The sequence below is a fragment of the Skermanella aerolata KACC 11604 genome (genome assembly GCF_000936425.1).
GTDB classification, from domain to species: Bacteria; Pseudomonadota; Alphaproteobacteria; order Azospirillales; family Azospirillaceae; genus Skermanella; species Skermanella aerolata.
Genome location: NZ_AVFK01000016.1, coordinates 1 through 14,824, shown reverse-complemented (window position 1 = coordinate 14,824; position 14,824 = coordinate 1). Strand labels below are relative to the sequence as shown.

Here is a 14,824-nt window from a genome sequence, read left to right as displayed (position 1 = left end):
GCTCAGTCGGTCGCAGCGCACTGACGGCTGGCTTCGGCGTGACAGGAGACGACCTGGGCGCTCAGCTCGGGCTCGGAGATCGGGCACCCAGCTTCCTTGAAGTCAGCACGCAGCTTGCGCAGCACGTCTTCATGCCCCGGCTCGTCCCGGTCGGCGGCGACGATCTCGCGGGCGTAGGTTTCCAGCTCGGTCCCGGAAAGACCCAGGCGGCGACCGGCCCACAGGCCGATCAGCAGGTTCCGGCGGGCGACGACATAGCCTTCGGTCGCTTCGAACGGACAGGCGGCTTCCGGGGCGGGGATGGTGGATCGGTCATAAGAAGCAGGCATCGGGTGGTTTCCTTCCCTGTGTGGTCTCGACTTCAGGCTAATCCTGCGCCGTATCCTTCAGAAGGAGCAATGTCGTGATCCCTCCAAATGCACGGCGTGCAGGTGGAGGGGTCCGACATCGCGGCGCTGGTTGAAAGCGACCACCAGAGGGGCCCGGACCCCCAATATTGAATACCTGGGGAGACTGCCGGGTCTGGTCAATCCCGAAGTTCGGGCAAGCCGGCTTCATTGTACGTCCGCCGCAGGAATATCACGGTCTTGCCACTGTTAACCCTCATGTGCGGCACTGTAGTTGAAGCATTGCGGTCATGACCGGTTGAACGATTTCCGGACGACAGGGTTGTCCGGCATGGCGACGGCTTGCCGTTCTTGGAAATGACAGAGGGTGATTGGGGAATGCCTGTCTTAACCGTCGTTCAGTGGGTCCTGTACCTTCTGCTCTCGGTATCGCTCGTTATGCTCTTCGCCCTCAGTTGCAATCTCCTTGGACTGTCCATCGCCTTCATCCGGTCGCGGCGCAAGCCGGTGCCGCCACAGGCAGCCGTGGAGACAGCGGCGGAGATCGTGGAATATCCCAGGGTTCTGGTGCAGCTTCCGGCCTTCAACGAGGGAATGCTGATCGAGCGCGCGATCCAGGCTGCCGCGATGGATTGGCCGCGCGACCGCCTGACCATTCAGGTGCTCGACGACAGCACCGACGGGTCCGAAGCGCTTTCGCGGCGGTTCGCCGAGGAGTTGCGGCTGACCGGCGTCGATATCGAAGTGATCCACCGCCGCGACCGCACCGGCTTCAAGGCCGGCGCCTTGGCGAACGGGCTGCTGCGGGACGACAGTCCGTATATCGCGGTGTTCGACGCCGACTTCGTGCCGCCGGCCGATTTCCTGAAGCGCACCGTGCCGGTGCTGATGGCCGACAGTGAGCTGGCTTTCGTCCAGGCGCGCTGGGAGCACCTGAACGCCGGCCAGAACATGCTGACGCGCGCCCAGGCGGTCATGCTGGACGCCCATTTCGGCGTCGAGCAGTCGGTCCGCTTCGCGACCGGCATGATCCTGCCGTTCAACGGCACCTGCGGCGTCTGGCGGCGCGACGCAATCGACGACGCCGGGGGCTGGACGGCCGATACGCTGACCGAGGACCTGGACCTTGCGATCCGCGCCCATCTGGCGGGCTGGCGGGCTGCCTACCTGCCGCAGGTGACGGCCGCGGGCGAGCTGCCGACCACGCTGGCCGCGTGGCGCACCCAGCAGCACCGCTGGAACAAGGGTTTCGCCCAGGTCGCGCGCAAGCTGCTGCCGTCGGTCTGGCGCTCCGACTTGCCGCCGCTGTTCAAGCTGGCGCTGACGCTGGAGGTCGGGCAGTCGCTGTTCTGCCCGCTGGCGGCCCTGTGCCTGACGACGTCACTGTCGCTGCTGTGGCTGAACGCCGGACAGCAGCCGCTGGCGCTGTCGCTGCTGGGACTGATCGCGACGGCGATGGGCGTATTCTCGGCCACGACCTTCGTGACGCTGGGTCAGCTGGCGCTGGGACGGTATCCCCGGAGCGCCATTCCGCTGAGCATCCTGGCGGCGATGACGCTGACGTCTGGTTTGATCCTGTCGAACTCCCGCGCGGTGTTCGAAGCGGCGATGGGCAAGCAGTCGCCCTTCGTCCGTACGCCGAAGATGGGCGGCACGGGCATTGCGCCGTCGGTTCGGACGCCGCGCGTCGCATCGACCGGCCCGACCGGCATCCCGGAAATCGTGCTGGGATCGTGCCTGTTCTTCACGATGGTCCTGCGCGAAGGCTGGTACTCCCCCCTGCTCGGCACCACGATCATCGGCTTGGCCGTGGTCGGGATCGCATTGCTGCGGGAGCGCTGGCAGGTGATGCGGACGGAAGCGCCGGTTAACATGTAGATGGGAGAGGCGCCGCAGGGCGCCTTTTTCGTTTCGCGGCAAATCGCTTGAGCTACGCGAAAATTATCACAGGAGAATGGGATCACCCATTCCTCCATCCTCTGGACGCGCGCAAAATGTTCATGATATGTTCTGTTTCTCTCAAAAATCCAGGAGGCGGCGATGAAGCTTTATTGGGCACCGCATACGAGGTCCATGCGCGCATTGTGGATGCTGGAGGAGACGGGGTGCGCTTATGAGCGCGTGCTGGTCGATATCACCACCGGCGCCCAGTCGCACCCGGATTTCCTGAAGATCAACCCGATGGGCAAGGTCCCGGCACTGGTCGATGGCGAAACGATGGTCGCCGAGTCGGGCGCCATATGCGTGTGGCTTGCCGACCGCTTCCCCGAAAGCGGGCTGGCGCCGGCAATCGGCGACCCGGCGCGGGGCCGGTATCTGCAATGGCTGTTCTTTTCCGCCGGGTGCGCGGAGCCGGCCTATACCGAGAAGATGAACGGCTGGACGACCGACAGCTCGGCAGCGGCCTGGGGCGGTTTCGACCGGGTCGTCGCGGTACAGGAGGAAGCGCTGGCTGGAGGGAAATGGCTGCTCGGCGAACGCTTCTCAGCGGCCGACGTGGTGATGGGGATCGATCTTCACTACTGCATGAACATCATGAAGATCGTGCCGCAGAAGCCGGTCTTGCAAGCCTATGTCGCCCGCTGCCTGGAGCGGCCTGCGCTTCAAAGGGCAATTTCCATCGACATGGCGGGAGTTTGACGGCTGGGGAGGAGCCTCCTCCCCCTTAGAACTCCGCGTCGAGTTCCGGCATCTCGTCGGGTTCGTTCCTGGCGGCTTCGATCCACTCGACCATGTCGGGCAACGCCATGATGCGGTCGCGGTAGTCCGCGCAGGTCTTATCGAGCTTCACGTCGTAGGTCAGGAAACGGGTGCAGACCGGCGCGTACATGGCGTCGGCCATGGTCGGGGCGGCGCCGAACAGATAGGGGCCGCCATAGGTCTTGAGGCAGTCGCGCCAGATGTCGGTGATCCGTTCGATGTCGGCCAGCGCCCCGGCCCATATCTTGAAGTTGGGATAGTGGCGCTTGAGGTTCATCGGCAGGGCCGAGCGCAGTCCCGTGAAGCCGGAATGCATTTCGCCGCAGATCGACCGGCTGCGGGCACGGGCGCCGACGTCTTCCGGCAGGATCGGGTGGCCGGCCGGCTTGATCTCGTTCAGGTACTCGCCGATCGCCACGGTATCCCAGATGGTCAAGCCGTTGTGGTTCAGGCACGGCACCAGAATGGACGGCGACAGCAGCAGGATTTCGGCGCGCGCCGCCGAATTGTCGAGAGAAACCGCACGTTCCTCGAACTTCAGGCCCGACATGCGGGCCAGCAGCCATCCCCGAAGAGACCATGACGAATAATTCTTGCTGCTGATGACCAGGGCGGATTCTGCCATGGCTGCAATCCCTTCTTGTACGGGGTCTTCCAGGGCGGGCACCGGCCAGCCGAAGCAAGGATTGCTTCGGCTTCACTTCCATGTCCAGAAGAAACGCTGTCCCTCCTTCACCTTTTTGCCTATCATTTCGACAATGCGCGGAGATGCCCTCGTCTGTTGATTGATTTATCGGCGGAGTGATGAGTTTTTGCGCAACCTTGGTTTTTAAAACAGAGGCGTCGTTTTATTTCGAAGCAACCACACAGCGTATTGGATCGGGTGACCGCGTATGATTTATCAAATGTACCAGAGCCACACCGACCTCATGGATCCACTGCGCTGGATGGCCCGCCACTCCAGTGCGGCATTGAGCCTGCCCTGGGGGCTAGGGCAACCGTGGGGGGGCGATCTGGCGCGGAAGCTGTCGGCCGCCTTCGAGGTGATCTCGTGCATGGGCACGACCCATACGCGGCCGGACTTCGGCATCCGCTCGGTCACCGTTGGCCACCGCGAGGTCGCCGTGACGGAGGAGGTGGTCTACCGGACGCCGTTCTGTTCGCTGGTGCGCTTCAAGAAGGATATCCAGGTCGAGGAGCCGCAGGTCCTGATCGTGGCCCCGATGTCGGGCCACTTCGCGACCTTGCTGCGCGGCACCTGCCAGACGATGCTGGCCGAACACGACGTCTATATCACCGACTGGCATAACGCCCGCGACGTGCCGCTGAAGGAAGGCCGCTTCGACTTCGACAGCTACGTGGACCATCTGATCCGGTTCTTCGAGGTGCTGGGACGCGACTGCCATGTGGTCGCGGTCTGCCAGCCTTCGGTCGCGGTACTGGCCGCCGTGTCGGTCATGGCGGAAAGGGACAACCAGTCCCAGCCGCGCAGCATGACGCTGATTGCGGGACCGATCGATACCCGGATCAATCCGACCAAGGTCAACGAGCTTGCCACGTCCAAGCCGATCGAGTGGTTCGAGCAGAAGCTGATCTCCAGCGTGCCGGTGCGCTATCCGGGCGCCCTGCGGCGGGTCTATCCGGGGTTCGTCCAGCTTGCCTCGTTCATGCAGATGAACATGGAGCGGCACAAGAAAGCCTATCGCGACATGTACGAGCACCTCGCCGCCGGCGAGGTCGAGAAGGCGCAGGCCATCCGGACCTTCTACGACGAATATCTGGCGGTGATGGACCTGCCGGCGGAATTCTTCATCCAGACCGTCCGCACCGTCTTCCAGGAATACTCGCTGCCCAAGGGCGAGCTGAAGTGGCACGACCAGCCGGTCAGGCCGGCGGCGATCCGGCGCACCGCCCTGTTCACCGTGGAAGGCGAGAACGACGACATCTGCTCGGTCGGCCAGACCCTGGCGGCGCAGGAACTGTGCAGCGGGCTGCGGCCCCATCTGAAGCACCATCATCTTCAGACCGGCGCCGGCCATTACGGCGTATTCAACGGGCGGCGCTGGACCAATCAGGTCTATCCGATGCTGAAGATGATCATCCAGCAGAACGGCTGACGGGCTGAGGGCCGGGATCGAGGCCGGGACCGCCGGCGCTCTCCCTCGCGACTCGCCAAGCCGGCCTGCATGCGCTAAATAAGGCCAAACATCGGCGGGCTACCGTTGCGGTGCGTTCCGCCGCACCCTTTTTCAAGTTTTTGGTCGGAGAGACGCATGGCGTCCTATCAATACGTCTTTGTCATGAAGGGGCTGACCAAGATCTACCCCGGCGGCAAGAAGGTGCTGGATAACGTCTGGCTGTCTTTCTACCCAGGGGCCAAGATCGGCGTGCTTGGCGCGAACGGCGCCGGTAAATCGACCCTGATGAAGATCATGGCCGGCATGGACAAGGACTACAACGGCGAGGCCTGGACCGCCGAAGGCGCCACCGTCGGCTACCTGTCGCAGGAGCCGCAGCTTGACGAGTCCAAGACCGTCCAGGAAAACGTCATGGATGCCCTGGCGGGCACCAAGGCGCTGCTGGACCGGTTCGAGGAAGTCAGCATGAAGCTCGGCGAGGTCGAGGACCCCGACGAGATGACCGCCCTGATCGACGAACAGGCCGAGTTGCAGGAGAAGATCGAGGCCGCCGACGCCTGGGACCTTCAGCGCACGGTCGAGATCGCGATGGACGCGCTGCGCTGCCCACCGCCGGACAGCGCCGTCACCAAGCTGTCGGGCGGCGAGCGCCGCCGCGTGGCGCTGTGCAAGCTGCTGCTCCAGAAGCCCGACCTGCTGCTGCTCGACGAGCCGACCAACCATCTGGACGCCGAATCGGTGGCCTGGCTGGAGAAGTTCCTGGAGGACTACAAGGGCACCGTCGTCCTGGTCACCCACGACCGCTACTTCCTGGACAACGTGACGGGCTGGATTCTTGAGCTGGACCGGGGTCAGGGCATCCCCTACGAGGGCAACTACACCGCTTGGCTCGAACAGAAGCAGAAGCGCCTGGACCAGGAGGCCAAGACCGAGGCCGGCCGGCAGAAGACGCTGGCGCGCGAGCTGGAATGGATCAGGCAGGGCGCCAAGGCGCGCCAAAGCAAGAGCAAGGCGCGTATCTCCGCCTACGAGACGATGCTGGCCGAGAGCGGCAAGCAGCAGAACAACGAGGCGCAGATCATCATCCCGACTCCGCCCCGCCTGGGCGGCGTGGTGATCGACGCCGAGAACGTCTCCAAGGCGTTCGGCGACCGGCTGCTGTTCGAGGATCTGAGCTTCCGGCTGCCGCCGGGCGGCGTGATCGGCGTGATCGGCCCCAACGGCGCCGGCAAGACCACGATGTTCCGCCTGATCACCGGACAGGACCAGCCGGACACCGGCACCTTCAAGGTCGGCGATACCGCCAAGCTCGGCTATGTCGATCAGAGCCGCGATACGCTGGCGCCGAACAAGACGGTGTGGGAGGAGATCTCCGACGGGTTGGACATCATCGACCTGGGCAAGCGGTCGATGCCGAGCCGCGCCTATGTCGCCGCCTTCAACTTCAAGGGCGCCGACCAGCAGAAGAAGGTCGGCCAGCTATCCGGCGGTGAGCGCAACCGCGTCCATTTGGCGAAGATGCTGAAGTCGGGCGCCAACGTCCTGCTGCTTGACGAACCGACCAACGACCTGGACGTCGATACCCTGCGGGCTCTGGAGGAGGCGCTGGACAGCTTCGCCGGCTGCGCCGTGGTCATCAGCCACGATCGCTGGTTCCTGGACCGCATCGCGACCCACATCCTGGCCTTCGAGGGCGACAGCCACGTCGAATGGTTCGAGGGCAACTACCAGGACTACGAGGCGGACCGCAAGCGCCGCCTGGGCCACGAGGCCGACCAGCCGCACCGGATCAAGTACAAGCCGTTGCAGCGGGCGTAATCAGGGGATGGGATGCCGGGTGTCGGGCGATGGTTCGGCACCCCTCTCTACCGTATCACTCTTCGCAGAACATGACGCATTCCCGCTTGGGAGTGATCCGGCCGCCGCAATCGGTGAAGCAATCGTCGTAGTGGGCCTCGCATCGGGACTTGTATTCCGTCTGATAGCTTGAACAGCCCATGCTCTTGAAATCCCAGATGCTTTTCTTGAGCGGCAGCTTCTGCTCCTCTCGCGCGCGGCGATAGCGGCGGAAGGCGTCCTCCGCCTGCTCCTCGTCCTCTCTCTCGCACATCCTGTAGCGGCGCTCGGTGCGGTCGACGCAGTCCTGCGTCTCTGCCTTGCAATCGCGTACGCATTCGCGGGTGCTGACGCTATCCGGCGCCGTGTAGATGTTTTTCGTGCTGTAGATCGGGCCGCAGGCCGCAATCAGCCATGGCACGAAAAGGGCCAGGGGGAGTCTCCTGAGTACGGTTTGAGGAAATTGCATGGTCGCTCCGTGCCCAGGATGATTCTCGCAAAAGGGGTATTCTTATCGCAATGGGAGTGGAAAAGAAATTCGATAGTGTGCGGCGACCTGCCCACAGGTTGAGGTTGAGAGTGGCTACTTTCGATCCATAACAAAGTTGAAGCCAATTTTAGTCCAGTCACGCTTCAACCCTGCTCCTGATCGAGACCCCGCCCTGGAGCTTTATGAGGAAAACCAAGCCAGATCGGACCCGCCGCCATGCCGCAGCCAAAGCCATCCGACAACCGCCACACGCCGGCATTTTCCGATGGAGAGACGGAGTTCCCGCGCTTCAAGAAGCCAGTCGGAGCGATGGCGGATGCGGCGCCTCCGGCGGAGGCGCCAGCCGCTTTCCCAACCTCCCGAACCGCGAAGGAGCAACGCTGGCCGAGCAGGTTCCTGGCCGGCTTCATCGTCGGGGTGCTGGCTGCCGGCGTCGGCGTGGCAGTGGTTTTCCTCGTGCTGATTGGGGGCGACCTGAACAAGACCAATCCGCCGGCGCAGCCGCCCCGGAGGGAGGCGAGGATCGTGGCGCCCGACGTTCAGGGCGCTCCCCTGCCCTTGCCACTGGAGACGCCCGCTCGCGCCTTGCCGCCGGAGTGGTCGGAGAATGCCGTGGCGGCAGCGCCTGCGGCTCCCGCACCGCCGCCGATACCGGCACCTTCGGCGACACTCGATCAGACGCGGCTGTTCGTCCACCATTCATCCACCCAGCCCCAGGCCGCCGTGGCGAGCGACGTAGCCGGTCAACTGCGCGGCGGAGGTTTGAGCGTCATCGACATCCGGCGCATCTCGGGCACCATTTCGTCCGGGAGCGTCCGGTACTTCTTTCCCGCAGACCGGGAGGCCGCGACGGCATTGGCGGAAATGCTGGGACAAATCTATCGCGGACGAAACGACCCACGGGAGTTCCGCCTGCTCGACTTCACCACTTACACCCCGAAGCCGAGGGAACGGACGCTGGAGATCTGGTTACCGAACTGAACAGCAGGAAATCCTTTACCGCCCCACGGCGGTAATCGGCACGTATCCCGGCTGGGCTGACACCCGGTCGAGCCACGCCGTCACTGCCGGGTATCCCGACAGGTCGTAACCGCCTTCATGGGCGACGTGGGTGTAGGCGTAGAGGGCGATGTCGGCGATCGTGAAGGCGTCAGCGGCGAAGAACCGGCCTTGACTGAGATGGGCGTCCATCACTCCCAGCGCCGCGTAGCCGCCGGCCCGCTTGCGCTCTGCCGCTTCGAGCAGCCAGGGCGTCATCTCTACCCCGTGGGTCAGCCAGAACCGGACGGTCGCGATGTTGGGCTCGTGGCTGTACTGCTCGAAGAACATCCATTGCAGCACCTGCGCGTGGGCGAAGGGGTCGACGGGCAGGAACGGCGTGCCGTCGGCAAGGTAGTGCAGGATCGCGTTGGATTCGGGTAGCAGGCGGCCGTCGTCCAGTTCCAGCAGGGGTATCCGGCCGTTGGGGTTCTTCGCCAGGAACCCGGGCGTCCGGGTTTCGGCCTTGTCGATGTCGAGCGGGACGTAGTCGTAGGCCCGGCCGAGCAGGGCGAGGATCAGCCGGACCTTGTAGCCGTTGCCCGAACAGGGATCGTCGTAAAGGCGCATGGTATCTCCGGAAGCGGGCGCGATGGGACGGGGAAGCCGTGGTTCGATGGTACCCGAAGCCGCCGGCGAACGTTATGGTCTGGTACGTTTATCCGCTCTACGAGTCCAGGTACCTGCCTTATGTCGAATTCCCCGTCGTCCCTCCACCCCGAAGACGAACCGTTTACAGATCCCCTGCTGGCGTCGGAGGACCCTTCCGGCTTCCAGCGGACCATGCGGTACCGGCTGGCCGAGTGGGAGCCGGACCGTGCCGTGCTGGCGATGGAGATCCTGCCGCGCCATCTGAACCGGGCGGGAGTCGTCCATGGCGGGGTGCTCGCGACCTTGCTCGATACCGTCGGCGGTTTCGCCGGAACCTATTGCACCGTGCCGGGCAACAAGCGCGGCGCCGTCACCCTGTCGCTGACTACGACGTTCCTGTCGCAGGCCAGCAGCGGCACGCTGCGCGCGGTCGGAAAGCGGCGCGGCGGCGGGCGCAAGATTTTCATGGTGACGTGCGAGGTGTTCGACGACCAGGACAAGCTGGTGGCGATCGGGGAAGGAACCTACCGCTACCGCAGCGGCGGCGAGGACCCTTCGGGTGTGCCGGTCATCCGGTGAGCCGGCACACCCGAAAGCTCCGAGACCTGACGCTCAGGCACGGTCGCGCAGCATCCTGGCGGCTTCGATCGCGAAGTAGGTCAGAATGGCGTCGGCCCCGGCGCGCTTGAAGGCGAGCAGGCTTTCCAGCACGACCTTGTCGTTGTCGAGCCAGCCGTTGGCGCAGGCTGCCTTCAGCATCGCGTACTCGCCACTGACCTGATAGACGAAGGTCGGCACGGCGAAGGTCTGCTTGACCCTGGACACGATGTCCAGATACGGCATGCCGGGCTTGACCATGACCATGTCGGCGCCTTCCTGAAGGTCCAGCGCCACTTCGCGCAGGGCCTCGTCGGTATTGGCCGGGTCCATCTGGTAGGTGCGCTTGTCGCCCTTCAGGAAACCGCCGGAATTGACCGCGTCGCGGAACGGGCCGTAGAAGCCGGAGGCGTATTTGGCGGCATAGGAGCAGATCCGCACCAACTGGTGCCCCTGCCCGTCCAGCGCGTCGCGGATGGCGCCGATCCTGCCGTCCATCATGTCCGACGGCGCCAGGATGTCGATGCCGGCATCGGCCTGGGCAAGCGCTTGGGCCACCAGCACCTCGACCGATTCGTCGTTGAGGATGACGCCGTTGTGCATCAGGCCGTCATGGCCGTGGCTGGTATAGGGGTCGAGCGCCACGTCGCCGACCAGCCCAAGGTCCGGGAACTGGCTTTTCAGCGTCCGGATGGTCCGGCACATCAGGTTGTCGGGGTTGGTCGCTTCCCTCCCGTCCTCGGTCTTCAGTTCCGACGGCGTCACCGGAAACAGCGCCACCGCCGGGATGCCGAGATCCACCGCCTCGGCCACATAGGCGACCAGCAGGTCGAGCGACAGGCGTTCGACGCCGGGCATGGACGCGACCGGCTCGCGCCGGTTCTCGCCGTCCAGCGCGAAGACCGGCAGGATCAGGTCGTCGGTCGTCAGCCGGTTCTCGGCCACCAGACGGCGGGTCCAGGCATCGGCGCGGTTGCGGCGGGGCCGCATGCGCAGATTGAGCTGCCGGGCGCCGGCAGGCGCCACCGGGACCGGGGCGACCAGCGGGACGGGAGAAGTGACCGGCGGTTCGGCGGGCCGCGGAGGTTGCCGGTTGAACAGCTTGGTAAACATCTGGCTTGGAACTCATTATTGGCGCCAGCGACTGTACGCCGTTCAGGACACCGGGCTCAATCCCGGATCTTGCTCCTGGAGCACCCAGCGGGTCCCGCTGCGGACATACCTGCTCAGCAATCCGGGCGTGAAGCGTGCTCCTTCCCAGGATCTCACCAGGAAAGTGACGGAAGCGTCCTCGCCGGCGCCCTCGATCGAGATGAAGTTATAGGCGTTGGGTTCGTTCCGCAGCCGGGTCGATGTCGCGGTCGAGGCCTGGGCCACCAGGATCGAGCGTTCGACCTTGGTATGGTGGCTCATGATGTCGCCGCTATACGCCTTGTGCAGGTGACCGGCCAGCATCAGGTCCACCCCGGCGTCCTCCAGGCGGCGCAGCGCCTTGCGGGCACGGCCGACCAGCGTGGTCTTGGGGGAGTCCGGCGGCGGCAGGAACGGGTGGTGGGTGAAGAAGATCTTGAAGCGGTCCGGCCCAGCCGCCTTCAGCGTCCGGTGCATCCGCTCGATCTGCTTGCTATTGATCCGGCCCTCCGCGAAGTCCCAGATCAGCGGCCGGACCGTGTTGATGCCGACCACGACAAGGTCGTCGTCCTGGTGAACCGGGCACAGGTCATTGCTGATATAGCGCTTGTAGTTGCGATAAGGGTCGATGAAACGGCCTAGCAGGTTGAAGTTCGGGATGTCGTGGTTGCCCGGGATCACCATGTAGGGCATCGACAGCCGGTCCAGGAAAGCGCGCGCCTCGCGGAACTGGCTGCGCCGTGCCCGCTGCGTCAGATCGCCGCTGATGATCGCCAAGGACGGCTTCTGCTCCTCCAGGTCCTCCGCCAGCGCTTCGACCACGCGCGGGTCGATGCGGCCGAAGTGGAGGTCGGAGATATGGGCGACGGTACGCATGCCAGTGACCTCAGGCGCTCGCCCGGCGCGGGTCGGCCGGGGCTTCGGCGGGTTTGTCTTCGACCTCGGCGGGAGCAGCTTCGGCGTTCTCGGCCGGAACCAGGATGCGCAGGCCGCCGGCCAGCATCCGGTAGTGGAGCGGCGCCTCCATGCGGTGGACCTCGCCGTCGTTGGCGACCTTCAGGGTGCGCCGGCGGCTCTTCACGGTGAACTCGGTCAGGCTCATGACCTCAAGCTCCGCGTCGCGCTGCCAGGTGCCGAGCACTAGCGCCACCATCATCTTCGCCATCTTGAGCGGCTGGCGGTGCTTGGCGAGGTAGAGCGCCAGCTTGCCGGTATCCAGGTGCGAGCGCTTCAGGAAGGCGCCGAAGCCCTCGTCATAGGGGTTGTTGGCGACAGCCAGGATCGGCGTGGTGATTCGGCGAGTTCCCCGGTCGGTCTGGAGCCTGACACGGAGCAGCGGGTACTCCTTGAGCGCCTTCACCATGGCGATGCCCATGGCCGGCCATTTGCTGAGGCCTCGGCTCTCGCGCACTTCCTCCCGCTCCTGGACCATCATCGGGTAGAGACCGAGGACGGAATGGTTTAGGAAGACGGTGCCGTTGACGTCGCCGACATCCATCGGCTTGATGGTGCCGCGCGCCAGCAGGGGCACGGCTTCCGCTATGGGCAGCGGGATGCCGAGATCCTTGGCGTAGAGGTTGAGCGTGCCGAGCGGCAGGATACCCAGGGCCTTGTCGGTCCCCATCACCTTGCCGGCGGCGGTCGCGACCGTGCCGTCGCCGCCGCCGACCACGACCACGTCGGCATCGGACGCCACGGCCTTATCGATCGCGGCCACGATGTCCGGACCGAAAGCGGCCGTGACCTCGGCGGTATGACCCGCCTCCTCGAAGAGGCGCTTTACCTCCTCGACCGCTTCTTCTATCGGCCGGCCCACCAGGGACCCGGCCGCACCATTGAGGACGACGGACAATTTCATGATGACGGGTTCCACATCATGCACGAGCTAAAAGAGGGGTATTGGTTAATTGGTAGTGTCGTGCGCGTGGGTCAAACACCAGCCCATGTCCAATGTTCCGCCCGGCACCGCCATGGGTCCGGCGGGGACTGACCGGATGTTGCCGCCGCTTCCACCGCCAAACCTAGGCCGGACGGTTTAGGACCAATGCCAGATCGCAATTTGCAACGAAAGCTTGCAGCTTAGCCATGGGTACGGTTACATCGAGCAATCGTCATCCTGACTTCGCCGTCGATATGTCCAGCGTGCACCCACCGCATCAAAGCCCTCCCGAGAAGGCATCGAAGAAACCATGCGCACGCGATGGTATCCCTGATCTCCGACACCGCCTACGATGACCTGGATACACCAAGCTCGGAGCTTCACCGTGACGCGACTGTTCGGCGCCATCCCTTCGGTTCCGTTGAGGAGATTTTTGCCGCAGTGGAAAATAAAGGAACCGAAGAGGTAGGCGATACGTTGAAAAATTTGCGACATATGTTACCGACCGGTCTAGAAGACGGCGTGAGCGAAGTCACACTGGAGCGGAACGGGCCGGTAACCGGCTGTCGGCCGATGATGCCATGACCCTGGAGGTTGGGATGAGTCAGGCGTTCATGAAGAAGCGTCGCGAGGGGATTCGGTGCCGGAATGGCGGCGAAGCGATCCGCCACGATGTTTTGGAAGCATTCATGCTTGCGCGAAAGCCAAATCTCGACCACCAAAAATTGTTTGATATAAGTTCGCTATCTTTCGGACAATACTGGTCGCCAGACTGGCCATCGTCCCTGACAGCGGCTGGAATCCTGTTCAAGGCATCCATCCAGTCAGGATCGTCCCCCGGACCAAGGCCGGAATGCTGCTGGTTGAGCCAGGATGATTGTGGAGATGGTGTCGGTGGATCCGAAACCCGCCGGGCGGGTGGTGGAAAATCCGGGGTCGCGCAAGCCCTCCGGAGCGAAAACAGGAGCGTATCACACGATGTTCGCCAATAATGGCAGCGGCAAGCTGGATTTTTCGGCGATTATCAAGATGCTTCGCGGAACGTGTTGAGTTAACGTATTACTTAAGGGGTCCGGCATCCTTTTGAAGAAGGGAGTGTCTGATCCGGGAGAATGGAGAACGCCGTGCGACAGCCTTACTATGACAGCATCCTCCTGATCGAGCGCTTGCACCGCCACTTTCTGGAAGTGCTGAAAACCGAATTGGATCGACTGGGAATCCAGGACATCAATAACGTTCAGAGCCTGATCCTCTACAATATAGGCGATGACGAGCTGACCGTTGGTGAATTGACCGCACGCGGCTATTATCTCGGCTCGAACGTTTCCTATAACGTCAAGAAGATGGTCGAGAACGGCTATCTCGGCCAGGAACGGTCACCCCACGACCGACGCTCGGTCCGGGTCCGCCTGTCGGACAAGGGTCTGGACCTCCGGGACAAGATCAGCTCCATGTTCGAGCGTCAGATCAAGGCCTTGGACAAGGCCGGCCTGAATGACGAAGAGCTGATCAAGGCCAACGAGACCATGCGCAAGCTGGAGCGTTTCTGGTCCTCATCCCTCGACTACAGCGGCTATCCTGTGACGTCCGCCGCCTGAGCGGCGTCTTCTCCGGAAGAGCGACGCTAAGAGAGCGATGAAGATGTTGGGCGTGGGCTCAAACCGGCGACGGAAGTCGCGGACGGTTTGGCTCCACGCCCAAGATGCATTCACGCGAGCAGGATACCTGCCGGCCAAGGCGTCGCGCGGACCCGCCCAAGGGTTCGCGCGTTTGCCTTAGCTGAAGGCCTGCAAGCCGGTCTGGGCACGGCCGAGGATCAGCGCATGGATGTCGTGCGTGCCCTCATAGGTGTTGACCGCCTCCAGGTTCATCACGTGGCGGATCACGTGGTACTCGTCCGAGATGCCGTTGCCGCCCAGCATGTCGCGGGCGATCCGGGCGATGTCCAGCGCCTTGCCGCAGTTGTTGCGCTTCATCAGGCTGATCGCCTCCGGCGCCGCCCGGCCCTCGTCCTTCAGGCGGCCCAGACGCAAGGCTCCGTGCAGACCCAGCGTGATCTCCGTCTGCATGTCGGCCA

The 14,824-nt window shown here is 63.9% G+C and carries 17 protein-coding genes; 9 read left to right on the top strand and 8 right to left on the bottom strand.

Annotated features, from left to right (window positions below; all coding sequences use genetic code 11):
* Positions 1-2: 2 nt before the first annotated feature.
* Positions 3-329: a DUF1476 domain-containing protein gene (locus N826_RS19130; protein ID WP_052831607.1), complete on the bottom strand. Its 327-nt coding sequence runs from the start codon at positions 327-329 to the stop codon at positions 3-5.
* Between the two features lie 396 nt (positions 330-725).
* Here N826_RS19130 and N826_RS19125 point away from each other — a divergent pair, with 396 nt between their 5' ends.
* Positions 726-2,225 carry a glycosyltransferase gene (locus tag N826_RS19125; protein ID WP_044431481.1) on the top strand — a complete coding sequence of 500 codons (1,500 nt, stop codon included), beginning with the start codon at positions 726-728 and terminating at the stop codon, positions 2,223-2,225.
* Positions 2,226-2,387: 162 nt separating this feature from the next.
* The gene (locus tag N826_RS19120; protein ID WP_044431480.1) at positions 2,388-2,987 is read left to right on the top strand and encodes a glutathione S-transferase family protein; all 600 of its coding nucleotides are present in this window, start codon (positions 2,388-2,390) and stop codon (positions 2,985-2,987) included.
* A 25-nt stretch (positions 2,988-3,012) separates the two neighbouring features.
* On the opposite strand, the gene N826_RS19115 is transcribed toward N826_RS19120, so the two are convergent.
* Positions 3,013-3,672 carry a glutathione S-transferase family protein gene (locus N826_RS19115; protein ID WP_044431479.1) on the bottom strand — a complete coding sequence of 220 codons (660 nt, stop codon included), beginning with the start codon at positions 3,670-3,672 and terminating at the stop codon, positions 3,013-3,015.
* A 268-nt stretch (positions 3,673-3,940) separates the two neighbouring features.
* Here N826_RS19115 and N826_RS19110 point away from each other — a divergent pair, with 268 nt between their 5' ends.
* Both N826_RS19110 and ettA read left to right on the top strand, forming a co-directional pair.
* Positions 3,941-5,164: a polyhydroxyalkanoate depolymerase gene (locus N826_RS19110; protein ID WP_044431478.1), complete on the top strand. Its 1,224-nt coding sequence runs from the start codon at positions 3,941-3,943 to the stop codon at positions 5,162-5,164.
* A 156-nt stretch (positions 5,165-5,320) separates the two neighbouring features.
* Complete coding sequence (ettA, locus tag N826_RS19105) at positions 5,321-7,003, top strand: energy-dependent translational throttle protein EttA (protein ID WP_044431477.1); 1,683 nt, start codon at positions 5,321-5,323, stop codon at positions 7,001-7,003.
* 55 nt (positions 7,004-7,058) lie between these two features.
* Here the strand turns inward: ettA and N826_RS19100 are convergent, their stop codons facing one another.
* Positions 7,059-7,490 (bottom strand): hypothetical protein, encoded by a 432-nt coding sequence (locus N826_RS19100; protein ID WP_147041221.1) that lies wholly within the window; start codon positions 7,488-7,490, stop codon positions 7,059-7,061.
* A 237-nt stretch (positions 7,491-7,727) separates the two neighbouring features.
* Between N826_RS19100 and N826_RS19095 the strand changes: the two genes are divergently transcribed.
* On the top strand, positions 7,728-8,492 hold the full coding sequence (locus tag N826_RS19095; protein ID WP_044431475.1) for a hypothetical protein: 765 nt from the start codon (positions 7,728-7,730) through the stop codon (positions 8,490-8,492).
* Between the two features lie 15 nt (positions 8,493-8,507).
* Here N826_RS19095 and N826_RS19090 read toward each other — a convergent pair whose 3' ends face one another.
* Complete coding sequence (locus tag N826_RS19090; protein WP_044431474.1) at positions 8,508-9,119, bottom strand: glutathione S-transferase family protein; 612 nt, start codon at positions 9,117-9,119, stop codon at positions 8,508-8,510.
* Positions 9,120-9,239: 120 nt separating this feature from the next.
* Between N826_RS19090 and N826_RS19085 the strand changes: the two genes are divergently transcribed.
* Positions 9,240-9,719: a PaaI family thioesterase gene (locus tag N826_RS19085; RefSeq protein ID WP_084720896.1), complete on the top strand. Its 480-nt coding sequence runs from the start codon at positions 9,240-9,242 to the stop codon at positions 9,717-9,719.
* Positions 9,720-9,752: 33 nt separating this feature from the next.
* Here the strand turns inward: N826_RS19085 and hemB are convergent, their stop codons facing one another.
* From hemB to N826_RS19070, 3 genes are all read right to left on the bottom strand, one after another.
* Positions 9,753-10,727, bottom strand: a complete 975-nt coding sequence (gene hemB / locus N826_RS19080; RefSeq protein WP_044431693.1) for a porphobilinogen synthase — start codon at positions 10,725-10,727, stop codon at positions 9,753-9,755.
* Positions 10,728-10,892: 165 nt separating this feature from the next.
* The gene (locus N826_RS19075; protein WP_044431473.1) at positions 10,893-11,744 is read right to left on the bottom strand and encodes a metallophosphoesterase family protein; all 852 of its coding nucleotides are present in this window, start codon (positions 11,742-11,744) and stop codon (positions 10,893-10,895) included.
* A gap of 10 nt (positions 11,745-11,754) precedes the next feature.
* The gene (locus N826_RS19070) at positions 11,755-12,726 is read right to left on the bottom strand and encodes a diacylglycerol/lipid kinase family protein (protein WP_044431472.1); all 972 of its coding nucleotides are present in this window, start codon (positions 12,724-12,726) and stop codon (positions 11,755-11,757) included.
* Positions 12,727-13,068: 342 nt separating this feature from the next.
* Here N826_RS19070 and N826_RS43145 point away from each other — a divergent pair, with 342 nt between their 5' ends.
* The 3 genes from N826_RS43145 (at position 13,069) to N826_RS19065 (ending at position 14,345) form a co-directional block, all read left to right on the top strand.
* On the top strand, positions 13,069-13,332 hold the full coding sequence (locus N826_RS43145) for an enoyl-CoA hydratase/isomerase family protein (protein ID WP_147041222.1): 264 nt from the start codon (positions 13,069-13,071) through the stop codon (positions 13,330-13,332).
* Between the two features lie 300 nt (positions 13,333-13,632).
* The gene (locus tag N826_RS43140; protein WP_169789380.1) at positions 13,633-13,797 is read left to right on the top strand and encodes a hypothetical protein; all 165 of its coding nucleotides are present in this window, start codon (positions 13,633-13,635) and stop codon (positions 13,795-13,797) included.
* Between the two features lie 74 nt (positions 13,798-13,871).
* Positions 13,872-14,345 (top strand): MarR family winged helix-turn-helix transcriptional regulator, encoded by a 474-nt coding sequence (locus tag N826_RS19065; RefSeq protein WP_044431690.1) that lies wholly within the window; start codon positions 13,872-13,874, stop codon positions 14,343-14,345.
* A gap of 177 nt (positions 14,346-14,522) precedes the next feature.
* Here the strand turns inward: N826_RS19065 and N826_RS19060 are convergent.
* On the bottom strand, positions 14,523-14,824 hold a 302-nt coding region (locus N826_RS19060), incomplete at its 5' end, for an acyl-CoA dehydrogenase family protein (RefSeq protein WP_044431471.1).